The following is a 22,815-nucleotide window of genomic DNA, read 5'->3' on the forward strand; positions in this document are numbered from 1 at the left end:
CCGGGTGATGTTAGCGCTCACAAGAGAATCGACACGGGGGCGGGGTACGGGTGGCGTCACCTGTTCCCCGTCCCGTTCGATCGCTCACTTACAGCGATCCCCAAGGGAAACAAGTCAATGAAGAAAAACAGGATCATCGCCGCGACGGCCCTGCTCGCCGCCACCTCCGCGCTCGCCGCCTGCTCCTCCGGCCAGCAGGCCGGCAGCGCGAGCAACCCGAGCGGAAACGCCGCCGCCAGCAACTGCACGAACACGATCCCCAAGAAGAACCTGCCGGTCGTGACGATGTGGGGCTGGTACCCCAACACGCAGCTCGTCGTCGACAACTTCAACAAGCAGAACAGTGAGGTGCAGGTCTGCTGGACCAACGTCGGCCAGGGCGGCGACGAGTACGACAAGTTCCAGACGGCCATCTCGGCGGGCACCGGGGCGCCCGACGTCATCATGATCGAGATGGACCGGATCCCGACCTTCCAGATCCAGAAGTCGCTCGTCGACATCAAGCAGTACGGCTACGACCGCGTCAAGGCCGACTACAGCGAGGGCGCGTGGAAAGACGTCTCCGTCGGTCAGGCGGTCTACGGAGTGCCGGTCGACGGCGGTCCGATGGCGATGATCTACCGGAAGGACCTCTTCAAGAAGTACGACATCAAGCCGCCGAAGACCTGGGACGAGTACGAGCAGGCCGCGCAGAAGATGAAGGACGCGGGCGGCCCGCACTTCGGCGACTTCGCCGCGAACGTCTCGGCCCTCACGATGGCGCTGCAGATCCAGAAGGGCGCGTCCCCGTTCGCCTACGACCCGGCGCAGCCGGAAACGGTCGGCGTCAAGCTGAACGACCAGGGCTCCAAGGACGTGCTCGACTACTGGGCGCGCCTGGCGAAGAAGGGGCTGGTCGGGACGCAGGACCAGTTCACCCCCGAGTACATCTCCGGCGTCATCAACGGTAAGTACGCCACCTACATCTCGGCGGCGTGGGCGCCCGGCTACCTCACCGGTGCCGGTGTCGGCAAGGGTGAGGACACCGGCAAGTTCGCGGTGGCACCGCTCCCGCAGTGGGATCCCGCCAACCCGGTGCAGGTGAACTGGGGCGGGTCTGCCTTCTCCGTAACGAGCCAGGCGAAGAACCCCGAACTCGCGGCGAAGGTGGCGTACGGCCTGTACGCCGACAAGGAGTCGCTCACCGACGGCTGGACCAACCAGATCATCTTCCCGCTGAACCTCAAGGCGCTCAACTCACCCGAGTTCGTGGACCTGAAGGTGGCGTTCTTCGACGGCCAGCAGGCGAACAAGGAGGTCTACGTGCCCGCGGCGAACGCCTACAAGGGCATGACCTACAGCCCGTTCGGCCAGTACTACTTCGACGCCTTGACGAAGCAGGTCAGCGCGCTCATCGAGGGCTCCGTCACCGGTGCGCAGGCCGCCGACCGGCTGCAGGAAGACGTGGTGAAGTACGCCAAAGAGCAAGGTTTCACCGTTCAGTGACGAGCAGGGCCGGGCCGCGCCGTCTGAGGCCGGCGGGCCCGCCCGCTGTTTCCCCGCATCGATTTCCCGGAGCCCAAGATGTCCCTCCTGATAGAAGAGGGTGCCTCCAGCACCCAAGAGAAGACGCACAAGATCCGCGCTAAGGTGCGCCTCCGTGAGCATCTGATGGGGTGGCTCTTCGTCGGGCCATTCGGGATCGTCTTCCTGGCGTTGCTCATCGCGCCGCTCGGGTACGCGCTGTATCTGAGTCTTTTCCAGAAGAAGCTGATCGGCGGCACCAGCTTCGTCTTTCTCGACAACTACGTGAAGGCGTTCACCGATCCCAGCTTCCTCTCGGGGTCGTGGTTCGTCATCCGCTTCTCGCTGGTGTCCATCCCGCTGCAGATCATCGTCGCGCTCGCGATGGCGTTGATCCTGGACGCCGTGACCTCCCTGTTCACCCGCTTCTCGCGCCTCATGATCTTCCTTCCCTACGCGATTCCCACGGTCATCGGGGCGGTCATGTGGGGATTCCTGTACAGCAAGAGCTTCGGGCCGCTCACCGACATCTTCGGCTGGTTCGGCACCACGCCGCCTGATTTCCTGAGCACCAACCTGATCTTCTACGGCCTGGTCAACGTCGTCACCTGGCAGTGGGCCGGCTACTACATGATCATCCTGTACGCGGCGCTCCAGGGCATCGACCCGGCGCTCTACGAGGCCGCCCGCATGGACGGCGCCGGCAAGTGGCAGATCGCGCTGCGGATCAAGGTCCCGCTGATCACCCCCGCGCTGGTCCTGATCCTGGTCTTCTCGCTCATCGGCACCCTGCAGTTCTTCAACGAACCGCAAATCCTGCGCTCCCTCGCGGCCGGCACGATCGGTCCGGACTTCACCCCCAACATGTACGCGTACCAGCAGGCGTTCGCACTCGCGAACTTCAACTACGGATCGGCGATCTCCTTCGCTCTCGGCGGGATCGTGTTCGTCGGCGTCTACGCCTTCCTGTTCTTCACCCGCAAGCGGAGGAGCTTTCTGTGATGAGTGACCGCTCCCTGGCCGGCGCCCGCCGCCGGCCGTCACGCCACCTCCCGCTGCAGGTGCTCCTCGGCTTTCTGGTCGTGTATTTCCTGGTGCCGTTCTGGTGGGTCATCGTGAACAGCTCCAAGGACGCCCCCGGACTGTTCGGGGGCGGCAACACCTTGTGGTTCGCCGACCACATCGACTATCTCGGCAACCTGCGGCAGTTGTTCACCTACGACAATGGCATCTACGGCAGGTGGATCCTCAACTCCACCCTGTACGCGATCGCGGGCGGGGTCGGGGCCACGGTTTTGTCCGTCATGGCCGGCTACGGATTCGCCAAATACCGCTTCGCCGCCAGGCGTTTCTCCTTCGCCCTCGTGCTCGGCGCGTTGATGGTGCCCGCGACGGCCTTGGTGATTCCCACCTTCATGATGTTCTCGCAGCTGGGGTTGACCAACACGATCTGGGCGGTGATCCTGCCCTCACTGCTCAACCCGTTCGGCGTTTACCTGATGCACGTATATGCGCGTGACGCGGTCCCCGACGAGATCCTGGACGCGGCGCGGGCCGACGGGGCGGGGGAGATCCGGACGTTCGTCCAGGTCGCCTTTCCGCTGATGCGGCCGGCGGTGGTCACCGTGCTGCTCCTGTCCGCCGTGGCCTCCTGGAACAACTACTTCCTGCCCCTCGCCATGCTCTCCGACAACCGCCTCTTCCCCGTCACCGTCGGGCTCGGCATGTGGCAGGGCATCGCCTCGGCTAACAACGCGGGCAGCACGTCCCTCTGGAGCCTCATCATCCTGGGCGCGCTCGTGTCGGTCATCCCGCTCGTCATCGCCTTCTTCACGCTTCAGCGACACTGGCGCGGCGGCCTGTCCGTCGGCGGCCTGAGATAGGGCCTCAAAACAGGGGTGACTCGTAGACCAGGCGGTCGGTGACCTGGTGCGGCACGAGTTCGGGCGGATCCCGGGCAGCCCGTCAGCGCGCAGCGGGCGGGGCCCTGGATGAGGACGTTCCAGCCGTGCAGCCGGTGCGGGTCGATGCGGTCCACCTGAAGGACGACGGCCGCCCCTGAGGCGAAGGACGTCCCGTCGGCGAGGTCGGCGTGCAGTGACCTAAGGGTCACCGTGTGGGGGCGCACCGCGTAGCCGACGGGGAGCAGCGTGTCGTCGAAGGCGATCCGCCCCGAGTCGCGCTGCCCGACCAGGCGCTGGCCTTCCGCGCGCGGTAGGGCGGCTCATGCGCCCATCGCGGCCCGGGATCCGCCTCGCCCGGGAGCGTCCGGCGCCTGATGGCGGCGATGTCGTCGCGCATCGGCCGTGCCCGAGCGGAGTTTGGCGATCCCCGCCTTCAGCACGTCGGTCAGCACGTTGCCGCCGACGGGGGCGAGCACGCCGACGCCAGCCAGCGCCGCCGCCCCGCTCACGCCCGCGGCGGTGGCCAGCAGCGGCCCGAACGCTCCGGCGCACAACACCCCGAGCAACGTCGGCCCCGACCAGCGTCGCGCCGCCGCCAGCAGTGCCCACCAGCCTGCCCAGGCGATGCCGGATGCCCTCCTGCATCTATCTGATTCGCGGTTCTGGCGGAGGGCCCACGACTTCCACGATGTCGAATATGACTGATGAGCTCGAAATGAGCGATAGCCGACGCCTACTATGCGGAGGAGCGTACGAGCGCTTCAGCTTGGAGCGGCACCGTAGATAACGATCGGTCTTGCCTCACGAGTGACTTCGGGGGTCTTCCGGCATGTCAGGTGCACTGCCTCGGCGATGGTCAACGTCGCCGCGGAGCTTCTACCGGTGCGGCCAATACAACCGTGCTCCAGTGGGACCCGCGGCCGTGGTCGAGTGCAGCTCAGTCTCGGCGAGCTGGGCGCGGACATATCTGGCGTCGGGGTGAGCGAGCTCATCGAGAATGATGAGGGCTTTCCGCCAGGCGTCGCGGGCGGCGTCGAGATCGCCGCTGGAGTGGTGGGCGTTGCCGAGCCGGATCAGCGCCTCGACCTCGCCGATGCGATAGCCCAGGGTCAGGTACAGGTCGAGCGCCTGCCGGTGGCAGCGGAGGGCATGGTCGTACTGGCCGAGGTGATGGTGGGCGTAGCCGAGGCCGTCGAGGGACGCGGCCTGGCCGTTGAGGTCGCCGAGCTCCTGGAACAGGGTGAGGGCGCGGCGGCAGTACACGAGCGCCCGGTCGTGCCGGCCGAGCAGGGCGTGGCAGTAGCCGACCCCGTTGAGGGCCTTGGCGTGCCCGGGGCGGTGGCCGGCGGCCCGGAACAGGTCGAGCGCCTGCTCGGCGTGCCGGAGGGCGTCCGCGTAGCGGCCTTGCCGGGACAGGGCCCAGGTGAGCTCGTGATGGGCGTGCGCCTGGCCGGGCCGATCGGCGAGGCCGACGGCCAGGTCGAGGGCCTGCGCGGCGTGGCCGTGGGCGCGGTCGAAGCGGGCGAGCAGGGTGAAGGCGCGGCCGAGGTGGCGGTGGGCGTGGGCCTGTCCGCAAGGGTCGGCCAGGCGGCGCGAGGCGTCCAGGGCGGCCTGCTCGGCGGTGACCCAGTCGAGCAGCAGGCCGCGCCATCGCAGGAAGTCGCTCAGCGCCCAGGCCAGGTGCCGCACCTCCTCGTCGTGTCCCTGGGTGGCGGCCTCCTGCACGGCGGCGAGCAGCGCGGGGCGCTCGGCGGTGAACCAGTCCAGCGCCTGCTCGGCCCCGTCGATCGCCTCGGCGCTCACCCCCGGCGCGGGTGGAGGGAGTGCGATCGGGCGCCGGCGCGGGGCCAGCAGCAGCGTGGAGGCGTGCGCGGTGTGCAGGTAGTGGTCGAGCAACCGGCGCGACGCCTGCCGCCGGTCGTCCTCGGTGCCGAGGGCGTGGACGAGCTCGGCCGCGTAGGCGCGGAGCAGGTCGTGCAGGGCATATCGGCCGGGCTGGTGCTCGGCGACCAGGTGCGCGCCGGCCAGCTCGGCCAGCAGCGGCCGGGCCTCGGGCACGGCCACGCCGGCCAGACTGGCCGCGGCGGGCAGGGCGATGTCCGGGCCGGTGAGAACCCCCAGCAACCGGAACAACCGCGCGGCCGCCGGGCTCAGCGCCTGGTAGGACCAGGAGAACACGGCACGCGGGTCGGTGGCCGGGTCCTGGCCGGCCAGGGCGTCGAGCTGGTTGCGCGCGTCGCGCAGTTCGCCGGCCGGCGCGCTGAGGGGGAACTCCGGGTGGGTGGCGGCTCGGGCGGCCACGATGGCGAGGGCGAGAGGCAGCCCCGCACACCGGGCGATGATCTCAGCCACCGCGTCGGGCTCGGCTGCTACCCGCGCCGGGCCGAGGCGGTGGACCAGCAGCTCCCGCGCCTCGGCGGCGGGCAGCGGATCCAGCCGCAGCGGGTGGGCGCCTTCCGCGGCGACCAGGCCGGACAGCTGGCTGCGGCTGGTCACCACCACCAGGCAGCCCGGCGCGCCGGGCAGCAGCGGACGGACCTGCTCGGCGTCGCGGGCGTTGTCCAGCACCACCAGCATCCGCCGCTCCGCCAGCAGGCTGCGGTACAGGCCGGCCTGCCCGTCCGGGTCGGGCGGGACACGGTCCGGCGCTACCCCCAGCGCATCTAGGAATCCAGTCAACGCCTCCGCCGCGCTCACGCAGGACCCGCTCGGGTCGAAGCCCCTCAGGTTCACGTATAACTGCCCGTCACCGAATCGGTGGCGCACCCGATGCGCCCAATGCAGGGCCAGTGCGGTCTTGCCCACCCCGGCGATACCGGCGATCACCGAGACCCGTACCCGGACCGGGTCGTCGGAGCCGAGCATGTCGTCCAGCCGCTTGAGGTATCCGGTGCGGCCGGCGAACGCCGGCGCCTGCGCCGGGAGCTGCGCCGGCTGCGGGCGCACCGACCTCTCAACATCCCGCGGCTGGTGTACGGGCCTGCGCACGGAGAGAACCGTCGGTGCGGGGTCCCGCGCGTCGGCTGCGAGAGTGACCGCTTCTCCGCGGAGGATGGCCGTGTGCAGTGAACGCAGCTCGGGACCGGGCTGGGCGCCGAGCTCGTCGTCGATTCGCCGGCACGCCCTTGAGTAGACCTCCAGAGCTTCGGCACCACGGCCGGCCAGGCTCAGCGCCTGGATCAACCGGGCCACCAAGGACTCCGCCAGCGGGTAGTGGACGATCAGCTCTTCGAGGCGTTCGATCACCGGCGAGTGCCGGCCCAGTTCCAGCTCGGCCTCGGCCCAGTCGGTCAACGCGCCCAGCCGCTGCTGCCGGAGCCCCTCGCGGACCCGCGCCGCCCACCCCCCAGCCATTCCGTCCAGCGGGGATGCCCGCCATAGGCCGACGGCCTCGCCCAGCAGGGCAGCGCGCTCCGGCCGGTGGCGGTGAGGGGCGCGGGCCTGCTCGACCAGCCGGCGGAACCGGTGAAGGTCGATGCGATCGATGTCCATGATCAGCTGGTAGCCGTCCGCCCGGCGTTCCAGCGCGGTCTGTTCATTATCGATATGTCGTGCCTGCTCCAGCACGCGGCGGGAGCGTGCGACATAGGTGTGCAGCACCTTGCGGGGTTCGCGCGGTGGGGCGTCGTCCCATATCCGGTCGATGAGTGTCTCTGTGGGCACCGGGTGCCCGGCATCGACGGCCAAGGACGCGAACAGGATCCGTTGCTTGGCCGGCCCAAGATCGAGACTGCGGCCCCCGGCCACCAACTCGAACGCGCCCAGCAGCCGAAACTCCACTGTGCTTCCCCCCATCGGCGCGAAACCCGGCAAGTTCAGCGGCAAAAACCATCGAACCACAATTACCGATGGCCATTCAAGAAAGGCGAAAGATTTCTGAAGGCGATCCCATTTACCTTTGTCACATCCGCGCTCATGGCGAAACCGGCGAGGCGCGATGTGACGAAAGACTCACATAGCGTACATGGCCGGTGAGTGGTCGATCGTCTACACGGGAGGAGATGGGATGCGCCTCCGGGAGGTGATTGGTGTTCTAATTGTGCCCGCCGACGAGGAAAGAATCGCGGACGTGGGATCGCAGGTTCGCGCGTCTCACGCAATCATCCCTTGTCGATTCCGTCGCGACTTCTCGCAACCAAGTCAAACGAAGAAGAAACTCCGATGAACCTCGGAGAAAAGCGTCCTGTCTCGAACGCCCACTAACGACGTCCGCCGTTCTGTAGGGGGTGTTCCTCTTAGAGGGGTGTCTGATGAGGCAGCGCCCACCGACTCCATCCAGATAAAGGAAGTGAATCGGAATGCACAAAGTGGTGAAGTCCTGCTCGACGGTGCTCGTGCTCTTGGCGGCGGCCACGGGCACACTCATCGCCGCTCCCGCCACGGCCAGCGCCGAGACCCTCTGCCAAGGTTTCACAACGAGCACCTCGTTCCAGACGCGATGCGAAAGCGACTGGGTCTGGGAAGGGTTCTACTATCGCGCCTGGATCAGGTGCATCGACAGCGGCGGGCTCGTCAGCGCCAAGCTCGTCGGCCCGACCCGCCATTCGTTCAACAACCCGGCCTGGTCCGGGAGGGAGTGCCCTGCGGGCCAGCGCCGTTACCAGTCGGGGCGCGACCAGAGCTAATCAGCGACGTACGGGCTCGCGCCCGGCTATGCCGGAATGCGCGCCAGCGTCAGGTCGGTCGCATCGAGCACACGGTTGATCGGAGCCGTGTTGCCGGCAAGAGGCTTTTATGAGAGGAGTTTCTTGAAGAGTCACGCAGCGAAGCTGTCGGTTTTCTTCACTACTGCCGCCACCGCATCCGTCCTTCTGGGATCGAGTCCCGCGCAGGCTGCACCGACGAACTGCCGCTTCGACTTCTACAACACTGATCTATCGAGCTACGCGACGTGCAGCTCAGGTACCGGACAGTTCCGGGCCAAATTGCGGTGCGATATCCCCTGGCGGCCGGACACGACTGCGTACGGCAACTGGCTGGGCGTCACTTCCCCGCCCAGCAACAGTATCGCCATCTGCCCGTCGAACGCACGGCGCGGCTTCGATCCGGGCATCGAAACGCGGTAACAGACCTCCGACAGATGCTCCGACCTGGCCAAGGTCAGGTCGGAGCGTATCCATCCCTAGTCTGTTGTGATCGTTGATCGTCGCTGACGATCTCGCGGTGGGTGCGGGGTCGATGCAGGCCCTACCCCCGTCTGCCTGGGAGATCGCCATGGCGGACTGCGGTCGGGTCCAGCCGCTGCCCCCGGCAGTCCCGCGCGGCCAGCGCGAACAGCACCTCGGAGCGGACCAGCGGCACCGGCGGAGCAAGCGAGAACTGGTTGACGATCAGGAACGGGGCCCGACGGTCCAGCCAGGCCGCGTCCGCCTTCTCCAGGCCGGCGGCCTTCAGCCGCCGGGTGTGCAGGTCAAAGATCCCCGAGCCCGGCCGCCCATCACGCGGGCAGCCGGCCACCAGACAGGCCGGCAGCGGATCGTAGGGGGCCGCGGCCCACGCCTCCAGGTCGTCGGCGCCGGGGCGTTTGCGCATCATGTCCGCGTGCCGCCGCAGCGACCCGTGCGCGGCGCACAACCCCCACACCTCCCCGTCCCGCGGACAGCCTGCCACGATGCAGGGCCTGGCCCGGCCGTCGATCACCCGGTTGCGGTCCGGGACGAAGCCGGCCCGGAACTCCTCGGGCGCCAGCCCCGACTTGCGGAACGCCTTCTCACACAGATCACACATGACCTGGGTGCGCGAAATCCGGTCGCAGGCCGCCACCGTGCAGCGGTAGGCCACCGTGGAGCGGTTGCCGACGTCGCCGGTGAACAGCCTCTGGGCTGCGCTGTGCGCGGCGGTGCGATGTGTTCGGAGCGTCGCTGAGGGGGCATCCGCATCGGCCTGGGCGTCGGTGGATAGATAGGGGAAGGCCTGCCGGAGCAGCGCGTAAACCGGTGAGCGGGACGGGCCTCGCTTGCCTGCCTTGGGCCCTGGGATGAGTTGGGGAGAGCGCGAGTCGGGCATGGCCGCGGGGGCGGCCTCGATGCGGTCGACGATGGCCTTGGGGACGATCAGGACCGCGGCATAGGTAGGGGAGGGGCGCAGCCGTATCGGCCGACCGCACCGTGGCCCGGGCTGTAGCCGTGGGGGACCAGGGGGCCGGTGCGCTCGAAGGCTGCCAGATGAGCATGGGGCGCGCCGCGCCCATGCGTGAACGGCCAGCCGGTGGTCAGCAGCAGCCGCTGTTCGGCAGGGCCGCTCGCGTGGGGCATGGCGGCCTCGAGTTCCTGGCATAGCGCGCTCACCACCTGGACGCCGGCGGCGTCAGGCGTACGCCAATGACCTGGACGAGCCGCGCGCCCTGGTCGCGGTGACGGCTCGCACGAACCGGAGCAGGGCAGACCAGGACCCGTCCACGTGGATGCCGCCGGACGAGGGCGCACACTGCCGGTATGTGGCGGACTGGGTCACGGTGAAACTGCGCTGGGAACTGACGGCCGACCCTGCCGAGAAGGACGCGCTCGTCGCAGCCGCGGCTGGCTGCCCTAACGAACCGATCACGATGCCGCCCCAGCCCTAACGGTGCCGGCATCCTTCGTGCGAGCCCGCATCGGGGGCGGGCTCGCGCTGCCCCGCGTAGAGCGCGAGGGACGCTGTATGCGCTTCCTCGCGCAGGAACTCTGGAGTCAGGGGTCCGTCCCAGGACGGCAAGTTCAGGAGTGGGCGGCGCGGATCTCCGTCACGGTGAACTCGTCGACGATGTGCCGGTTCTGCACCAGGAACCCCACCACTCCCGCCACCGCCTCCGCGCCCAGGGCTGCTCTCACACGTGCGCTCAGAAGGTAGACGAGGGGCGTCGACGGCTGGGTGAGAGTGAGACCGCGGTCGTGGCGGTGCACGTCCTGCAGCGCCCTGATGGGGATCGGCCGCTCGGTGGTGAACCACGCCGCGACCTCCCAAAGCGGCTGTGCAGGATCGACGTCGGCACAGGCGTGATAGCAGGCGACGCAGCCGCGCCCGGCATGCTGACCATGCCGGCACGTCCACTGGGCGACGTCGGCCGCGCTCTGGGCATGGGCGCTCAGGACGGCTGCTTCGGTGACTCGGCGGCGCACCGGTCTTGACCGGTCCTCACGCGGAGAGACAGAGTCGCTGCTGATGATCGGATCCCTTCGCGGATACATCGCAATACGTCGGAGCCTAGTCTCGTTACCCGGTCGGAGCCCGGCCAGTGGTGACGGTACGCGGCAGAGGGTCCCGCCGCATCAAGATGGCCGGCGTCTTGGCCTACCGGGACGGCGAACGGCCGCACCTGTTCTATAAGCTGCACATCTACCACGGCTGCACGAGCGAGCCGAAGACCTGCCGCCACGCCAAAGCAGCCGTCGCCTGGGCCAAGCTGATCGCGAACTCATCCTGCCAGCACCAGCCGCTCTGCTGTCTGCACCGCAATGGACCGGCTGACCTCCCACCACCCACTCCACAGCCACACCACACGTCCTGAGTAGTCCAGCGGCGCATGTCGCAACAGTTCGGTGGGAGCTGGGCGCAGCCTGATCCGGGAGACGCCGGGAAGGGTGGGGCTTCTAAGGCGCCAGCAGCGTGCGATGCCGGGGACGTCCACGCAGCTGGCAGCCCGCCGACAGGCGGCCGCGCGCAGCGCGGCGTCGGCCTTCCGGAGCGAAGGCTGCGTGGCAGGGTCCAAGAGGACGGCGGGGGCGCTTTCGACGTCCGTCCCTCACGAACCCGGCCGGGTTGCGCGTGCGCAGCGATGATGGCGGTCAGGTCGATGGCACCGATCAGGGTGGTGAGGTCGAGTCCCCCTGCCTGGTTACGCGGGACGATGGCGGGCCGGCGGCAATCCTCCACGTGAGCAGGGCCTTCGAAGGACTCGGCAATCGGCGGATCCGTGTCGGTTTGTGCAGGTTGCATCGTCACCCCGTCGGGCAGTGCAGCGATGATCGCTTCCTGGTAGGCGCAGGTGACTGCCTTCAGCGCCGCGGGGTCCTCGGCAAGATGCCGATGGGCGCGTGGACCGATGCGCATGCGATGCGCCACAGTGACGGCGATGCTGTCGTCCCCGTGGGTTCCACCGACATCGGGCGCTAGAAGATCCCAGGAGGTGTGGAAGATTCGCGGCAGCGTGCAGCGACCGGTGGCCGGGCGCGGGGTGGTCGACGACGCCGTGGGCAGCCCGCGGGTCTTCGGCCGCGCCTACCTGGACGACCTGGTTGCACATGTATCCATGGCGGTTGACTACTTCCTGCTCGACGATGACGACGACACCGCCTGGCGCATCCTGGTGTGGGACGTCCCGGCCACCGGGTATGACCAGCGCAGCACCGTTCCCCGGCCGGTGACAGCACCCGCCTGCAGTACGCGCTCGCTCTGGCCGTCGAAGGCGGCGAGCCCCACCACATGAGCACCTGGCCCGGCGCCGAAGTCCGCAAGAACCTCCACACCCAGGCCGCTGCGCAGGCCGGCGAGGCACCACGCGTGACGCAGGCCGCGCCCCTCACGGGGTGTCGGTAAGACTCGTGTCACCAGGTACAGGCGTTGAGGTTTTGCCTGGTCAGAGGACGGCCGGAATACGGCGCGACCGAGCCGCGGCCGGGTGGTTTCGGGCTCGAAGATGGCGTGGGATAAGTCCGGCGCGATAACGCGATCATAGGTGTTTTCCCAGGCAGCGGTGCGCAAATGTGCCTTTATGTCAACCTCCGGTTGCCGGAGAGCAGTCAGACCAGACCCGATTCATGCGCCAGGACGGCGGCCTGCACGCGGTTGCGGAGGCCGAGTTTGTTGAGGAGGCGGTTGATCCGGCTCTTGGTGTTCGCCTCGGTCAGGCTCAGTTCGCCTGCGATCTGTGCGTTGGACAGCCCTCGGGCGATCAGGACGAGAACTTCCCGTTCCCGGGTCGTGAGAGCGAGGACGGGTGGTGCGGGTCGCCGCTCCGTCAGCAGGCTGGGTGGCAGGACGGTGACGGTCTGGATGAGGCGAGCGGTGACGCTCGGGGCCAGCATCGCGTCGCCGTCGGCCACAGCTCGGATCGCGGTCGCGAGTTGGTCCGGGGTGCTGTTCTTCAGCAGGAATCCGCTCGCCCCCGCGCGGAGGGCGGCGTGCACATATTCGTCCACGTCGAAGGTGGTGAGCACCAGGATCCGCGGAGGCGGGGTGGGATGCGGCCACCGGCCGAGAACGCGCTGGATGGCGTGCACGCCGGTCATGCCGGGCATCCGCACGTCCATGATGATGACATCTGGACGCATTTCGATGGCTTTGGCGACGGCCTGGCCGCCGTCCATTGCGGTGCCGATGACGCGCATGTCGTCGCGCCGCTCGATGATCGAGGACAACGCCGCGAGCATGAGCTCGTGATCATCGGCCAGCAGGATGCGAATCATCGGTGTTGTTCTCCCGTTACGGGCAGGACTGCCTGGACGAACCAGCCTCCATCGGGGCGTTCCCGGACCGTGAGCCGGCCCGCGAAAGCGGCCACTCGTTCGCGCATCCCGATCAACCCGAACCCTCCAGGGCCGATCGGCGTTCTGAGGCCTGCCGCGGGACCGTTGCTGATCTCCACGGTGAAGAAGCGCGGGTCGGCGTCCAGGGTCACGCTGATGTCGGTGCCGGGGGCGTGTTTGGCGGCGTTGGTCAGGGCCTCCTGGATGATGCGGTACGCGCAGGTCTGGACGGACATCGATACGTGGTCGAGTCGATCGGTCACGGTGAAGGCGACGCGGCAACCGGCGGCCTCGGCGGTTCGGGCGAGCGGTTCCAGATGGGCGAGTGAGGGCTTGGCCGCCAGTTCGTCGCCGGTGGCCAGCAGGCCGAGCAGCCTGTGCATTTCGGTCAACGCGGTGTCGGCGGTCACGGAGATGCTGTCCAGACTCTGCCGTAGGGGAAGGAGATCGTCCTGCACGGTCTCCATCGCCGCGCGGGTCTGCAGAGCGATGGCCCCGACGTGATGGGCCACGAGGTCGTGCACGTCGCGGGCGATGCGAGCGCGTTCGGCGACGACGGCCCGCTCCTCGCTGATCTGCTTCTCGGCCTTGAGCTGATCGGCCATCAAACGCGTACGGGCGGCATGGCGCTCGATGCGCTGTCGGCTTTCACCGAGTGACCAGACCACCAGCACGAGTCCGGACACCGTCAGCAGATCGCCCCATCGCCAGTCAGCGCGCACCCACTCGGGCATCAGGATCGCCAAGAGCGCGGACCCTGACGCCAGAAGGCTCCACGGTGCGGGCCGGTGCCGCGCCACCGCATACATCGCCCCGGCGACGAAGACGGCGCTGATGGACATGTCTGACTCCAGGAACCGGGACGCCGTCACCGCGACGGCGACTGTCACCAACACCAACCACGGCGCGGTCCTGCGCCAGATCAACGGGATCGTCTGGGCGAACTGCAGGAGGAACGCCAACGTCGCGTATGGCGGAGTCACCGGCGTGTAGGTCGCCAGGGCCAGCGCGAGTGCGCCCGCGCCGACGGTTACGTCTGCGACCACCTTGGTGTTCACGATTTAGTTGCCGGCACCCCTATCGGCGAGGTGCTTTCGCCGCGCACAGTGCGTGGTCGATCAGCCGCTGATCGGCGCGTTCATGGCGTTGTGTCGCCGTATTGTCGAGGATCATGCTCTGCGTGAACACGACCACACTGTGACGCCCGTCATCCAGGATGCCCTCCCGGGATTTGTGGCCAGCCCCGTCGCCCCCGTGTCCCCAATATCCTCCGCCGCACGTCAGTGGGGTCCAGAAGAGTCCCAGTCCGTAGCGCTGCCCGGGTATGTCGGGGACGTCCGCGGGGACGGTCTTTTTCATCTCGGCCAGCTGAGCCGCGGGTAGCACCTGTCCGCCGATCAGGGCCCGGAAGAACCGGTTGAGGTCGGTGATCGTGCTCACTAGCCCGCCGTCGGCGAAATTGTCCCTGCTCACGGTGGTGTCGGTCCACGACTCGGCCGGGCGGAACTTGACGTAGGCCCTGGCGTGCGGCTTCGGTAGATACGGCGTCGTGGGGTTGAACGTATGGCGCAGCCCGAGCGGTTTCGCGATCCGCTCCCGGACCTCACGATCCCAGGATTTCCCGGTCACCTTCTTGATGATCATCCCGGCCAGGAGGTAGTTAGTGTTGCTGTAGGCCCACCGCGTGCCAGGCTTGAACTGGGGCTTGTGCCGCAGGGCCATTTTGACGAGCTCTTCGGCGGAATGCCGGTCTAGCCGGTGCTTTCGCCAGCTCTTACGATCCACCAGGTCAGCGAAGAGATCGTTGGCGTAGTCGTGCAGGCCGCTCGTGTGCTGCAGCAGCTGTCGTACGGTGATGGTGCGGCCGTCGTTGCCGCGACCGCGGACCAGCCCCGGTAAATACTTCTCGATGCCGGCATCGAGGCTCACTTTGCGCTCGGCCGCCAGTTGCAGGACAACGGTGGCGACGAAGGACTTGGTGGTGCTTGCGATACGGAAATATCCGTCGACCGGCATCGAACGGTTGCCACGAATGTCGGCGACACCCGCCCGCGCGGACATTCGCCGGGAAGGCGTCCACACCTGGGCCTCCACGCCGGTCACGCCAGCCTTGTGTATCGCGGCCACATCCTGTCGAAGTCGCGTCGAGTCGTATCCGGGCGAGGCAACGGGTACGGCTGCCACGGCCATGGTCAGCGAAGCGATCCAAGCAAGCGTCATCTTTGCTCCCGAGAGTGTGAAGTGGGATCAACGCTAGGGAAATCGCCTCGTCACCACCTCGACCGTTTGGGTGGTCCTCACGCCCTCCTCAAGGAGTAGCGGGCCGAAGCGTGCGCATCGATAGATTCACTACAGCGCCGCCTGCCAGGCGATCGGGGTCTGATGAGGGCATTCGCTAAGAACCAGGCGGATACCGGCCTGCCGCGCTGTTGGAACCATCTCTATCCGTGAGCGAGCCCTGACTGGGCCTTGCGCTGGTGCATCGTCTCACAGACGTGCAGTTCGATGATGCCGCCGTGCGCCTACTCCCGATCGACCATGCTCTGCGGAATCACCCCGATCACCTCGCCGCCGACGTAGGAGGTGACCGGGGGCAACACCGTGCTCCTCCTACGCCGGGACCGGCTTGTCGGGATCGAGGTGGCGGTAGATCGTGGCGCGGCTGACGCCGAGCCGGTCGGCGATCTGCTGGACGGTGTAGCGGCGCTTGCCGTCATCGCCCTTCATCTCATACAGCACACGGGCCATCTCCACCCCGTGGGTGTCCACGGCCGCCGGCCGCCCGCCGACGCGGCCGCGTGCGCGGGCCGAGGTCAGTCCTTCGAGGGTGCCCTCGACGATGAGTTCGCGGAGGAACTCGTCGAAGGCGCCGAACATGTGGAACTGCAGGCGTCCACCCGGCGTGGAGGTGTCGATGCCTTGCTTGAGCACCAAGAGATCGACCTCGCGCTCGCGGAGCTGCGCCGCTGTGGATTTCAGAGGGCATGTGATTTGAGTAGATTGCGGCTTATGTCCAAGTAGGTGCCTCGCCAGGGTGGGGTGGTCTCGTCCGTTATGCGCTTGGTGAGGTTTTTCCGCTTCCCGGACGCCGGCCGCCTTGATCGGGGAGATCATGCTGGCCCACAGGTGGGCGTCGTTGCGGGTCTTGGCCACGAGCTGCTCCGTTATGTGACAGAGAACGTGTCGGCTTCGACCCCTAGGGTCGCGCACGTGCGTCCCTGATGGGAATGTAAGTTCCGGCGGTAGATGACCGGGATCTCCAGCGCTGGGCCCAGGCGGTGAAGGAGGCGAGCGCGGATAGGTGCCGGTTCCAGGTGGCGGCCGCCGCGGTGTGCCAGCGGTCCATGACGGCAGCGTAGTGCTCGGGGGTCAGTGCGGCGGCCGGATGGTCGGGGCCGGTGACGGCGGTCAGGCGGGTGAGGGTCTCGGTCTAGCCGGCGCGGGTGGTAGCCGCGGCCGAGGAGTCGAGGAAGCGCTCGACGGCGGCCGCGGTCGTCGGGCCAGCCGTGCCTGGGGTGGTGGCCGAGTCGGGCTCGCCGGGGAAGGCCACGACGGACACGAACAGCCTCTTTCGTCGATGTGACACGTAACGCTGCCGAGTCGCCCCGGCGGTCGGGAGCGTCGAGCTGGGCGTCCGCGCCCCCGGCAGGGCTGCGTGACAGGTCATTGAAGTTCTGTGTCACATCGCGGTCACGAGCCTGCTTCTGCCTCGCGTGCCTTCCTGGGCAGCAGGAAGCTGGCCAGGAAGGTCAGCGCGATCATTCCGGCGACGATCCACAACGTGTCGGCGACTGCGGTGGGTCCGGCGCTCAGCCCGCTGAAGAACACAGTCCCGAGTACGGCTGTTCCCAGCGCGCCGCCGACCTGCTGCAAGGTGGTGAGTGTGCCGGAGGCCGAGCCGGTCTCGTGCGGTTCGACACTGGCCAGCACGATGTCGAAGTAGGGTCCCATGATCAGCCCAGATCCCAGCCCGGTGACGAGCAGGGCGGGAGCGAGCTGCCAGAATCCGGCTTCCGAGCCGAGCACCGGCACAAGGGCCAGAACACCGGCCGTCATCGTCACGGCTCCGGCATGCAGGACCCTTCGGCCATGGCGCATGACCGCCTGGACCACGCCCATGCCGACGACCATGCCGACCGACAATGGTATGCCCGCCACGGCGGCCCGCAGCGGGCTGAAGCCGAGGCCGAGCTGCAGATGCAGGTTGAAGACCAGGCCGAACCCGGAGAAGGCGGCAAAGTAGACCGTTCCGGTGGCCATACCGCCGAGGAAGGCTCGCTTGCGGAACAGGCCGGGCAGGATCAGCGGGTCGCCGCCGCTGCGGCTCTTGCGGACCTCGTGCCATCCGAAGGCGGCGAATACCGCGACGGAGGCCGCCATCATCGCGAAGGTCCAGGCGGGCCAGCCGTACTCGCGGCCTTGAACCAGCGGGAAGATCAGCAGCAATGCTCCGCACGAGGCGAGGAGCGCGCCGGGCAGGTCGAGCCGGACTCCTGGGATCGGGCGGCCGGCGGGCAGGAACGTGATCGCGGCGATCAGGACCGCCAGACCGATGGGCAGGTTGATCAGGAAGATCATGCGCCAGCCGGTGCCAAGGAAGTCGGCGTCGACCAGCCACCCTGCCAGGGTGGGACCGCCCACCGCCGACAGCCCCATGACCGGGCCTATCGCACCGAAGGCTGCCTGTAGTTCCCGGGGCGGGAACATCTCCTTCAGCATGCCGAGCCCCTGGGGGATCATGCAGGCGCCGAACAGGCCCTGCATCGCGCGAGCGGCGATCACCATCTCCGGCCCGGTCGCGATCGCGCACAGCAGGGAGCCGGCCACGAAGCCGCCGGCGCCGATGAGGAACATGCGTTTGCGGCCGGCGATGTCGCCGAGCCTGCCGCCGACCAGCAGGCCGGCGGTCATGGCCAGGGTGTAGGCCACCCCGAGCCATTGAATCAGGGATGCGCCTCCACCGAGGCCGGCCCGGATGGTCGGTCCGGCGATGCTGGTGACGGTGGAGTCCAGCATTTCCATCACCGAACCGGTGAGGATCACCGCCAGAGCCGGCCACCGCCACCGGTAGGACGTGGATGCGGCCAGGGGCGGTGTCGCCGATGGTGTCGTCGCGAGTGTCGTCGCGGGTGCCGTCGGCAGTGTCAGGGCGTCGGTCATTTGATGGGTTCCTCATTCTGTGCGGAGGTGTGGCGTCCCGTTCGAGGCGGGACAGGACGCCCAGGCAGGTCGGTGCCGGTCAGCGGAAGTCCGCGACATGGTCGCGGGCCCATTCGGCGTAGCTGCGCGGGGGGCGTCCGGTGACCTGCTCCACGTCCGGCCAGACTCGCATCAGCGCCGACCAGTCCTGGTCGGCGTAGCCGTCGGCGCCGGTCGCGGCGTCGCCGCCGTACTCGACGAAGCCCAGCATGAGGTCGGCCGACTCGGCGGCGAACCCCCCTTGCGCCTTCATCAGCTCATGGGCACGCTCGCGGCTGATCTCCTCGTAGCGGACCGGTTCGCCGAGCGCGTCGCCGATGGCCGCCACCTGCTCGCGCACAGTGACCAGGCCGGGCCCGGTCAACGTGTACGCCCTGCCGTGATGGCCGTCCTGCAGCAGCGCAGCGACCGCGACGGCAGCGATGTCAGCCTCGTGGATCAGGTTCATCGGCTCGTCCGCGAACGGGTAGCGCACCACCCGCTCAGCCCGGATGGACGGCGCCCAGATTTGCAGCATGTTCGTCATGAACCCGCACGGCCGCACATGCGTCCATTCCAGCCCGGACTCCTCCACCGCCTGCTCCACCGGGTTGACGTGCAGGCCGGCGGTCACCGACGCCGCCGACAACACCACGATGCGCCGTACGCCCGCCTGCTTGGCCAGCGCCACGACCTCGCGCGCGCTCTCCTCCACCGAGAACAGGTACATACGCTCCACGCCGTCCAGCGCGACGGCCACGCTCGCGGGCTCGGTGAGGTCGCCCTGGACGACCTCCACCTGCGGCGGCAGCTTGGCCGCCGCGGGGTTGCGGGTCAGCGCCCGCACGTCGGTGCCCGCCCGCACGAGCTGGTCCACCACGTGGCGGCCGACGATCCCCGTCGCCCCGGTCACCAGGATCTTCATCTGCGTTCCTTCTGCTGTGTCGTTCACGAGAGCGACGCTAGAGTGCCATCCGGTCACTTCCTGACCGGAAGGTGAGGGAACTTGGAATCATGGCGAACACGAGCGCGCGCATGCTGCGATTGCTGTCCCTGCTGCAGACCCACCGCCACTGGCGCGGCCTGGAACTGGCCGAGCGGCTCACGGTCAGCGAGCGCACTCTGCGCCGCGACATCGACCGGCTGCGCGAGCTCGGCTACCCGGTCCACTCCGGCCGTGGCTCAGCCGGCGGCTATCAACTCAGGTCCGGCACCGCGATGCCGCCCCTGCTGCTCGACGACGAGGAGGCCGTCGCCATCGCCGTCGGCCTGCGTACCGCCGCCGGCGGCACCGTCGAAGGCATCGAGGAGACCTCGCTGCGCGCCCTGACCAAGGTCGTCCAGGTGATGCCACCCCGGCTGCGCCGCCGCGTGGACGCGCTGCGGGCCTACACGGTCACCGCCCCGACGGCCGGCCCCCAGGTCGACGCCACCACGCTCACCGTGATCGCCCAAGCATGCCGCGACGACGAACGGCTCACCTTCACCTACGCCACCCCCTCCGGCGAGCCGGCCGCCCGGCTGGTCGAGCCGCACCGGCTCGTCTCGCTCAAGCGCCGCTGGTATCTGGTCGCCTGGGATCTCGACCGCGCCGACTGGCGCATCTTCCGCCTCGACCGCCTCACCGGCCCGGCCGCCACCGGAGCCCGCTTCCGCCCACGTGACCTGCCCGCCGCCGACGCCGCCGCATACATCGCCGAACGGCTCGGCTCCCGCCCCACCCGGTACGACATCACCGTCCTCCTCCACGCCCCGGCCGGCACAGTGGATCCGGTTGTCGCCGTCACCGGTGGCCAGGTCGAGCCCGTTGACGACCACTCCTGCCGCCTGCGCCTGCAGGTGAACGCCTTCGACTGGCCGGTGCTCATCCTGGCCGCCGTAGGCGCGGAATTCGACGTCGTCAATCCCCCCGAATTCCGCCACTACCTGCGCGACGTCGGCCGGCTCTTCCTCCGTGGCGGCACCGCCTAGCGGGGTCACGGTCACCCAGACCAGGCCTGCGCCCGAGGGGTGGCCCGCGCACGGCGTCGGCCACTCCTTAGATCAACTGCGCCGTCTCCCTTCATGGGAGCGCGGCGCAGGGCCTGCAGGGCGTCAGCCCCAGCTCGCGCAGTTTGCGCGGGCCGCAGCGGCCGCCAGCCGCTGGTGTCGAGCTTGGCCAGTTCCGCCTCGACATCCACGTTGATGACGCCGAAGAAGTTGACGTTCTCGCTGTGCGCCGGGGAGATGTGGGCCAGCAACTCGTCGGGAACGTCCCGGCCAACTGCCCGTAGTTGCCGCACGGCGAGCGAGTAGTAATCGGTCGTCCAGGTGATGACATAGTTGGTCAAAACGGTCAAACACCATGCCTGGTCGGTCTGGTCGGCCAAGGCCGGCTTGGTGACGGCGCCCGGCTCGGCTACGACCGCGCCCGCGTCCTGCTGGACAAGTACGCCATCCTCGATTTGCATCAGCTGCGCCATTTCGCGGCCACCCACCTCGGCGACGCCGAGGTCCCGCTGAAACCCATCATGGGGTGTCGTTAACGAACGTGTCACCAGCCCCAAACGAGCGTCATCTCCCCAGGTCACAGCCCGCGCGCAGCAGACCTCCTGTCCGCTTCGCCGTGGTCGCGGAGCAGGCGCAGCACGGTGGCCGGAGAGGGGTGCTGGCCCTTCTTCTTGCCCCGGGTGATAACCAGCCGAGCGGCGATGTCGCGCAGGCTGAGGTTCTGGCCGCGCAGGTGCAACGCCATCGACAGCATGGATTCGTCGGTGACGGTGGCACCGCCGATGGTCTTGCCCCGGTTGCGGGCCGATTCGTGGCCTTCCAGGGTGCGGTCGCGGATGTACTCGCGCTCCATCCCTGACAGCGCGGCCAGCACGGTGAACGCCACGCCGGAGGGGTCGTGGCTGCCCTGCAGCTCGCCGGACAGGAACTGCAGGCCGATGCCCGCGGCGCGCAGATGTTCGGCCAGGGCGCCAGGTCGAGGCCGCGCCCGAGCCGCTTGTGCTCGTGCACCACCAGGGTGACCGCCAGCCCGGAAGCGCGCATCTCGGCCGCCAGGGCGACGGCCCGCTCGAGCTCGGGGCGGACGAGGGCCCGGATGGAAATCTCCCCGGCGAAGACGCGGGCGACGCCGGCGGCGGGGGTGCGCGCGGCGCGCTCGGCGGCGACCGCTTCCTCCACCCGGCCGGTCAGTGGTTCCGGCACGGTCTTCCCGTCCGCGGGGTCCGCGGCGGGGCCGGCATCCTCGAGGACATTGGGACCAGCCACTTAAATTTCATGGGCATTCGCCACACCCTTTTCAGTGGATTAGTCAGTTGATTGCAGCACTCAGGAAGAGACAAAGCCGCTCATAGCGTATTATTCCTCTCCTGCCCGTGCCTGCCGGTCGCTCGTGGCTCGGTAGGCGACCGTCCGCGACAATGAGAATTTTCCGGCCAGGCTCGTCGATGTGGACCCGGATGCCTATCATCTGGCGATGACCGTTGTTCCTGCGGAATAGAGGTTCGCCGAACAATGCGCGAGGGTATGCCGGACGACGTTTCGCAGCTGGTGGACCGGAGGATGGCGCTCGCGCGGGAGTGGGACGACCTCGTCGAGCGGGTGCGCGAGCTGGATGGCTTCGTGGACTTCCTCAGGCCGCCCAGCATGGAGAGAATGCTTCCCGCCGCAGGCGGCGGACCGGTCGTGATCGTCAATGTCAGCGAGTGGCGGTGTGACGCGCTCCTCGTCCGGCCGGAGGGCGTCACGGTGCGGCCGTTGACCGGTCTGACCGTGCAGGATGCGGCGGATCAGGCCAACCGCTATCTGGGGGCGCTGGCCGAGGCCGAGACGACGGCCGACACGTACGAGACGGCCAGGCGCCGGGTCAGGGCCACCGGCACGATGGCCGACAGGCAGACCGCCTACCGGGCGCAACGCGCACTCGACGAGGCGCGAGCCGCCACCGAGACGATGCTCACCGAGTTGCTGGCGTGGCTCTGGGACACGATCGCCGAGCCCGTGCTGTCCGAGCTGGGCTTCCACGGCACTCCCGATGGGCCGTGGCCCCGGCTGTGGTGGTGCCCGACCGGGCCGCTGACCCTGCTGCCGCTGCACGCCGCAGGCCGCCACGAGCAGAGGGCGACGGTCATGGACAGGGTCGTGTCCTCGTACACGCCGACTCTGCGCGCCCTGCTGAAGGCTCGCGAGCCGCTCGGTCCCGCCGCCGGAGACGACCGCTTCTTGATCGTTGCGCTGGCCGACACACCTGGCGAGCGCCACCTGGCGGGTGTCGCGGATGAGGTCGACCTGCTGACGAGGCTGTTCCCCGCCACCCTGCTGCAGGGGGAGGAGGCCACCAGGGCGAGGGTCAGGCGCGAGCTGCCCGGCCACCGCTGGGTGCACTTCAGCTGTCACGGCGACCAGAACCTCGCCGATCCCTCCCAGGGCGGGCTCGTGCTCCACGACGACATGCTGACCATCACGGACATCAGCACCGGGCAGTACCACGCCGAGTTCGCCGGCCTGTCGGCCTGCAAGACCGCGACGGGCGGGGTCGATCTCCTGGACGAGGCGATCACGCTCGCCGCCGCGCTGCACTACACCGGCTTCCGCCACGTCATCGGCACACTGTGGTCCGTCTACGACACCACCGGAACCAGCGACCTGTTCCAGACGGTCTATCAAGACCTGGCGGCGGACGGCAGGATGCGGGCAGAGCGCAGTGCGTACGCCCTGCACAGGGCGACCCGCGCCCTGCGCGACCGCTACCTCGGCACACCGAGCGTCTGGACACCCTTCACCCACACCGGGCCATAGGA

The 22,815-nt window shown here is 68.4% G+C and carries 23 protein-coding genes; 10 read left to right on the forward strand and 13 right to left on the reverse strand.

The features are described from left to right. Positions 1–117 precede the first annotated feature (117 nt). The 3 genes from ACFKCF_RS52935 (at position 118) to ACFKCF_RS52945 (ending at position 3,386) form a co-directional block, all read left to right on the forward strand. Entirely contained in the window at positions 118–1,485 is a 1,368-nt protein-coding gene (locus ACFKCF_RS52935; protein ID WP_394503918.1) for an ABC transporter substrate-binding protein, read from the forward strand. A 165-nt stretch (positions 1,486–1,650) separates the two neighbouring features. Next, positions 1,651–2,505 carry a carbohydrate ABC transporter permease gene (locus tag ACFKCF_RS52940; protein WP_394503920.1) on the forward strand — a complete coding sequence of 285 codons (855 nt, stop codon included), beginning with the start codon at positions 1,651–1,653 and terminating at the stop codon, positions 2,503–2,505. Next, the gene (locus ACFKCF_RS52945) at positions 2,505–3,386 is read left to right on the forward strand and encodes a carbohydrate ABC transporter permease (protein ID WP_355212539.1); all 882 of its coding nucleotides are present in this window, start codon (positions 2,505–2,507) and stop codon (positions 3,384–3,386) included. Before ACFKCF_RS52940 ends, ACFKCF_RS52945 begins: the two co-directional genes overlap by 1 nt. A gap of 341 nt (positions 3,387–3,727) precedes the next feature. Here ACFKCF_RS52945 and ACFKCF_RS52950 read toward each other — a convergent pair whose 3' ends face one another. Both ACFKCF_RS52950 and ACFKCF_RS52955 read right to left on the reverse strand, forming a co-directional pair. Continuing rightward, positions 3,728–3,964: a hypothetical protein gene (locus ACFKCF_RS52950; protein ID WP_394503922.1), complete on the reverse strand. Its 237-nt coding sequence runs from the start codon at positions 3,962–3,964 to the stop codon at positions 3,728–3,730. A 319-nt stretch (positions 3,965–4,283) separates the two neighbouring features. Then, positions 4,284–7,187: a BTAD domain-containing putative transcriptional regulator gene (locus ACFKCF_RS52955; RefSeq protein ID WP_394503924.1), complete on the reverse strand. Its 2,904-nt coding sequence runs from the start codon at positions 7,185–7,187 to the stop codon at positions 4,284–4,286. A gap of 518 nt (positions 7,188–7,705) precedes the next feature. On the opposite strand from ACFKCF_RS52955, the gene ACFKCF_RS52960 reads away from it, so the two are divergent. Both ACFKCF_RS52960 and ACFKCF_RS52965 read left to right on the forward strand, forming a co-directional pair. Further along, entirely contained in the window at positions 7,706–8,032 is a 327-nt protein-coding gene (locus ACFKCF_RS52960; RefSeq protein WP_394503926.1) for a hypothetical protein, read from the forward strand. Positions 8,033–8,155: 123 nt separating this feature from the next. Beyond that, positions 8,156–8,473: a hypothetical protein gene (locus tag ACFKCF_RS52965; RefSeq protein WP_394503928.1), complete on the forward strand. Its 318-nt coding sequence runs from the start codon at positions 8,156–8,158 to the stop codon at positions 8,471–8,473. Between the two features lie 121 nt (positions 8,474–8,594). Here ACFKCF_RS52965 and ACFKCF_RS52970 read toward each other — a convergent pair whose 3' ends face one another. Together ACFKCF_RS52970 and ACFKCF_RS52975 are read right to left on the reverse strand one after the other, a co-directional pair. Next, positions 8,595–9,188: a hypothetical protein gene (locus tag ACFKCF_RS52970; protein WP_394503930.1), complete on the reverse strand. Its 594-nt coding sequence runs from the start codon at positions 9,186–9,188 to the stop codon at positions 8,595–8,597. Positions 9,189–10,102: 914 nt separating this feature from the next. Further along, positions 10,103–10,504 carry a hypothetical protein gene (locus ACFKCF_RS52975; RefSeq protein WP_394503932.1) on the reverse strand — a complete coding sequence of 134 codons (402 nt, stop codon included), beginning with the start codon at positions 10,502–10,504 and terminating at the stop codon, positions 10,103–10,105. Between the two features lie 1,007 nt (positions 10,505–11,511). Here ACFKCF_RS52975 and ACFKCF_RS52980 point away from each other — a divergent pair. Next, the gene (locus ACFKCF_RS52980; protein WP_394503934.1) at positions 11,512–11,811 is read left to right on the forward strand and encodes a hypothetical protein; all 300 of its coding nucleotides are present in this window, start codon (positions 11,512–11,514) and stop codon (positions 11,809–11,811) included. 313 nt (positions 11,812–12,124) lie between these two features. Here the strand turns inward: ACFKCF_RS52980 and ACFKCF_RS52985 are convergent, their stop codons facing one another. Together ACFKCF_RS52985 and ACFKCF_RS52990 are read right to left on the reverse strand one after the other, a co-directional pair. Continuing rightward, complete coding sequence (locus ACFKCF_RS52985) at positions 12,125–12,790, reverse strand: response regulator (RefSeq protein ID WP_394503936.1); 666 nt, start codon at positions 12,788–12,790, stop codon at positions 12,125–12,127. Continuing rightward, positions 12,787–13,692, reverse strand: coding sequence for a sensor histidine kinase (locus tag ACFKCF_RS52990; RefSeq protein WP_394503938.1), 906 nt, complete (start codon positions 13,690–13,692; stop codon positions 12,787–12,789). Before ACFKCF_RS52990 ends, ACFKCF_RS52985 begins: the two co-directional genes overlap by 4 nt. Here ACFKCF_RS52990 and ACFKCF_RS52995 point away from each other — a divergent pair. Continuing rightward, positions 13,691–13,843 (forward strand): hypothetical protein, encoded by a 153-nt coding sequence (locus ACFKCF_RS52995; RefSeq protein WP_394503940.1) that lies wholly within the window; start codon positions 13,691–13,693, stop codon positions 13,841–13,843. The genes ACFKCF_RS52990 and ACFKCF_RS52995 overlap by 2 nt on opposite strands. A gap of 84 nt (positions 13,844–13,927) precedes the next feature. Here ACFKCF_RS52995 and ACFKCF_RS53000 read toward each other — a convergent pair whose 3' ends face one another. The 5 genes from ACFKCF_RS53000 to ACFKCF_RS53020 form a co-directional block, all read right to left on the reverse strand. Beyond that, complete coding sequence (locus ACFKCF_RS53000) at positions 13,928–15,070, reverse strand: serine hydrolase domain-containing protein (protein WP_394503942.1); 1,143 nt, start codon at positions 15,068–15,070, stop codon at positions 13,928–13,930. Between the two features lie 390 nt (positions 15,071–15,460). Further along, entirely contained in the window at positions 15,461–16,003 is a 543-nt protein-coding gene (locus ACFKCF_RS53005; RefSeq protein ID WP_394503943.1) for a recombinase family protein, read from the reverse strand. Positions 16,004–16,280: 277 nt separating this feature from the next. Then, the gene (locus tag ACFKCF_RS53010) at positions 16,281–16,409 is read right to left on the reverse strand and encodes a hypothetical protein (protein ID WP_394503945.1); all 129 of its coding nucleotides are present in this window, start codon (positions 16,407–16,409) and stop codon (positions 16,281–16,283) included. 131 nt (positions 16,410–16,540) lie between these two features. Continuing rightward, complete coding sequence (locus ACFKCF_RS53015) at positions 16,541–18,010, reverse strand: MFS transporter (protein WP_394503947.1); 1,470 nt, start codon at positions 18,008–18,010, stop codon at positions 16,541–16,543. A gap of 79 nt (positions 18,011–18,089) precedes the next feature. Continuing rightward, complete coding sequence (locus ACFKCF_RS53020; protein ID WP_394503949.1) at positions 18,090–18,980, reverse strand: SDR family oxidoreductase; 891 nt, start codon at positions 18,978–18,980, stop codon at positions 18,090–18,092. A 62-nt stretch (positions 18,981–19,042) separates the two neighbouring features. Between ACFKCF_RS53020 and ACFKCF_RS53025 the strand changes: the two genes are divergently transcribed. Further along, positions 19,043–19,999, forward strand: a complete 957-nt coding sequence (locus tag ACFKCF_RS53025) for a helix-turn-helix transcriptional regulator (RefSeq protein ID WP_394503951.1) — start codon at positions 19,043–19,045, stop codon at positions 19,997–19,999. 11 nt (positions 20,000–20,010) lie between these two features. On the opposite strand, the gene ACFKCF_RS53030 is transcribed toward ACFKCF_RS53025, so the two are convergent. Beyond that, positions 20,011–20,565, reverse strand: coding sequence for a Tn3 family transposase (locus ACFKCF_RS53030; RefSeq protein ID WP_394503972.1), 555 nt, complete (start codon positions 20,563–20,565; stop codon positions 20,011–20,013). 29 nt (positions 20,566–20,594) lie between these two features. Continuing rightward, the gene (locus ACFKCF_RS53035) at positions 20,595–20,984 is read right to left on the reverse strand and encodes a recombinase family protein (RefSeq protein ID WP_394503974.1); all 390 of its coding nucleotides are present in this window, start codon (positions 20,982–20,984) and stop codon (positions 20,595–20,597) included. A 32-nt stretch (positions 20,985–21,016) separates the two neighbouring features. On the opposite strand from ACFKCF_RS53035, the gene ACFKCF_RS53040 reads away from it, so the two are divergent. Both ACFKCF_RS53040 and ACFKCF_RS53045 read left to right on the forward strand, forming a co-directional pair. Further along, complete coding sequence (locus tag ACFKCF_RS53040) at positions 21,017–21,334, forward strand: hypothetical protein (protein ID WP_394503952.1); 318 nt, start codon at positions 21,017–21,019, stop codon at positions 21,332–21,334. 207 nt (positions 21,335–21,541) lie between these two features. Next, positions 21,542–22,813, forward strand: coding sequence for a CHAT domain-containing protein (locus ACFKCF_RS53045; RefSeq protein WP_394503954.1), 1,272 nt, complete (start codon positions 21,542–21,544; stop codon positions 22,811–22,813). Positions 22,814–22,815: the final 2 nt, after the last annotated feature.

It is taken from the genome of Nonomuraea sp. JJY05, assembly GCF_043496855.1.
In the GTDB taxonomy this organism is placed as follows: Bacteria; Actinomycetota; Actinomycetes; order Streptosporangiales; family Streptosporangiaceae; genus Nonomuraea.

Bases quoted from the DNA above. Each gene is read 5' to 3' on its own strand.
- ACFKCF_RS52935 (WP_394503918.1), top strand. From the start codon at position 118: ATGAAGAAAAACAGGATCATCGCCGCGACGGCCCTGCTCGCCGCCACC.
- ACFKCF_RS52940 (WP_394503920.1), top strand. From the start codon at position 1,651: ATGGGGTGGCTCTTCGTCGGGCCATTCGGGATCGTCTTCCTGGCGTTG.
- ACFKCF_RS52945 (WP_355212539.1), top strand. From the start codon at position 2,505: ATGAGTGACCGCTCCCTGGCCGGCGCCCGCCGCCGGCCGTCACGCCAC.
- ACFKCF_RS52960 (WP_394503926.1), top strand. From the start codon at position 7,706: ATGCACAAAGTGGTGAAGTCCTGCTCGACGGTGCTCGTGCTCTTGGCG.
- ACFKCF_RS52985 (WP_394503936.1), bottom strand. From the start codon at position 12,790: ATGATTCGCATCCTGCTGGCCGATGATCACGAGCTCATGCTCGCGGCG.
- ACFKCF_RS52995 (WP_394503940.1), top strand. From the start codon at position 13,691: ATGTCTGACTCCAGGAACCGGGACGCCGTCACCGCGACGGCGACTGTC.
- ACFKCF_RS52990 (WP_394503938.1), bottom strand. From the start codon at position 13,692: ATGTCCATCAGCGCCGTCTTCGTCGCCGGGGCGATGTATGCGGTGGCG.
- ACFKCF_RS53000 (WP_394503942.1), bottom strand. From the start codon at position 15,070: ATGACGCTTGCTTGGATCGCTTCGCTGACCATGGCCGTGGCAGCCGTA.
- ACFKCF_RS53015 (WP_394503947.1), bottom strand. From the start codon at position 18,010: ATGACCGACGCCCTGACACTGCCGACGGCACCCGCGACGACACTCGCG.
- ACFKCF_RS53025 (WP_394503951.1), top strand. From the start codon at position 19,043: ATGGCGAACACGAGCGCGCGCATGCTGCGATTGCTGTCCCTGCTGCAG.
- ACFKCF_RS53045 (WP_394503954.1), top strand. From the start codon at position 21,542: ATGCCGGACGACGTTTCGCAGCTGGTGGACCGGAGGATGGCGCTCGCG.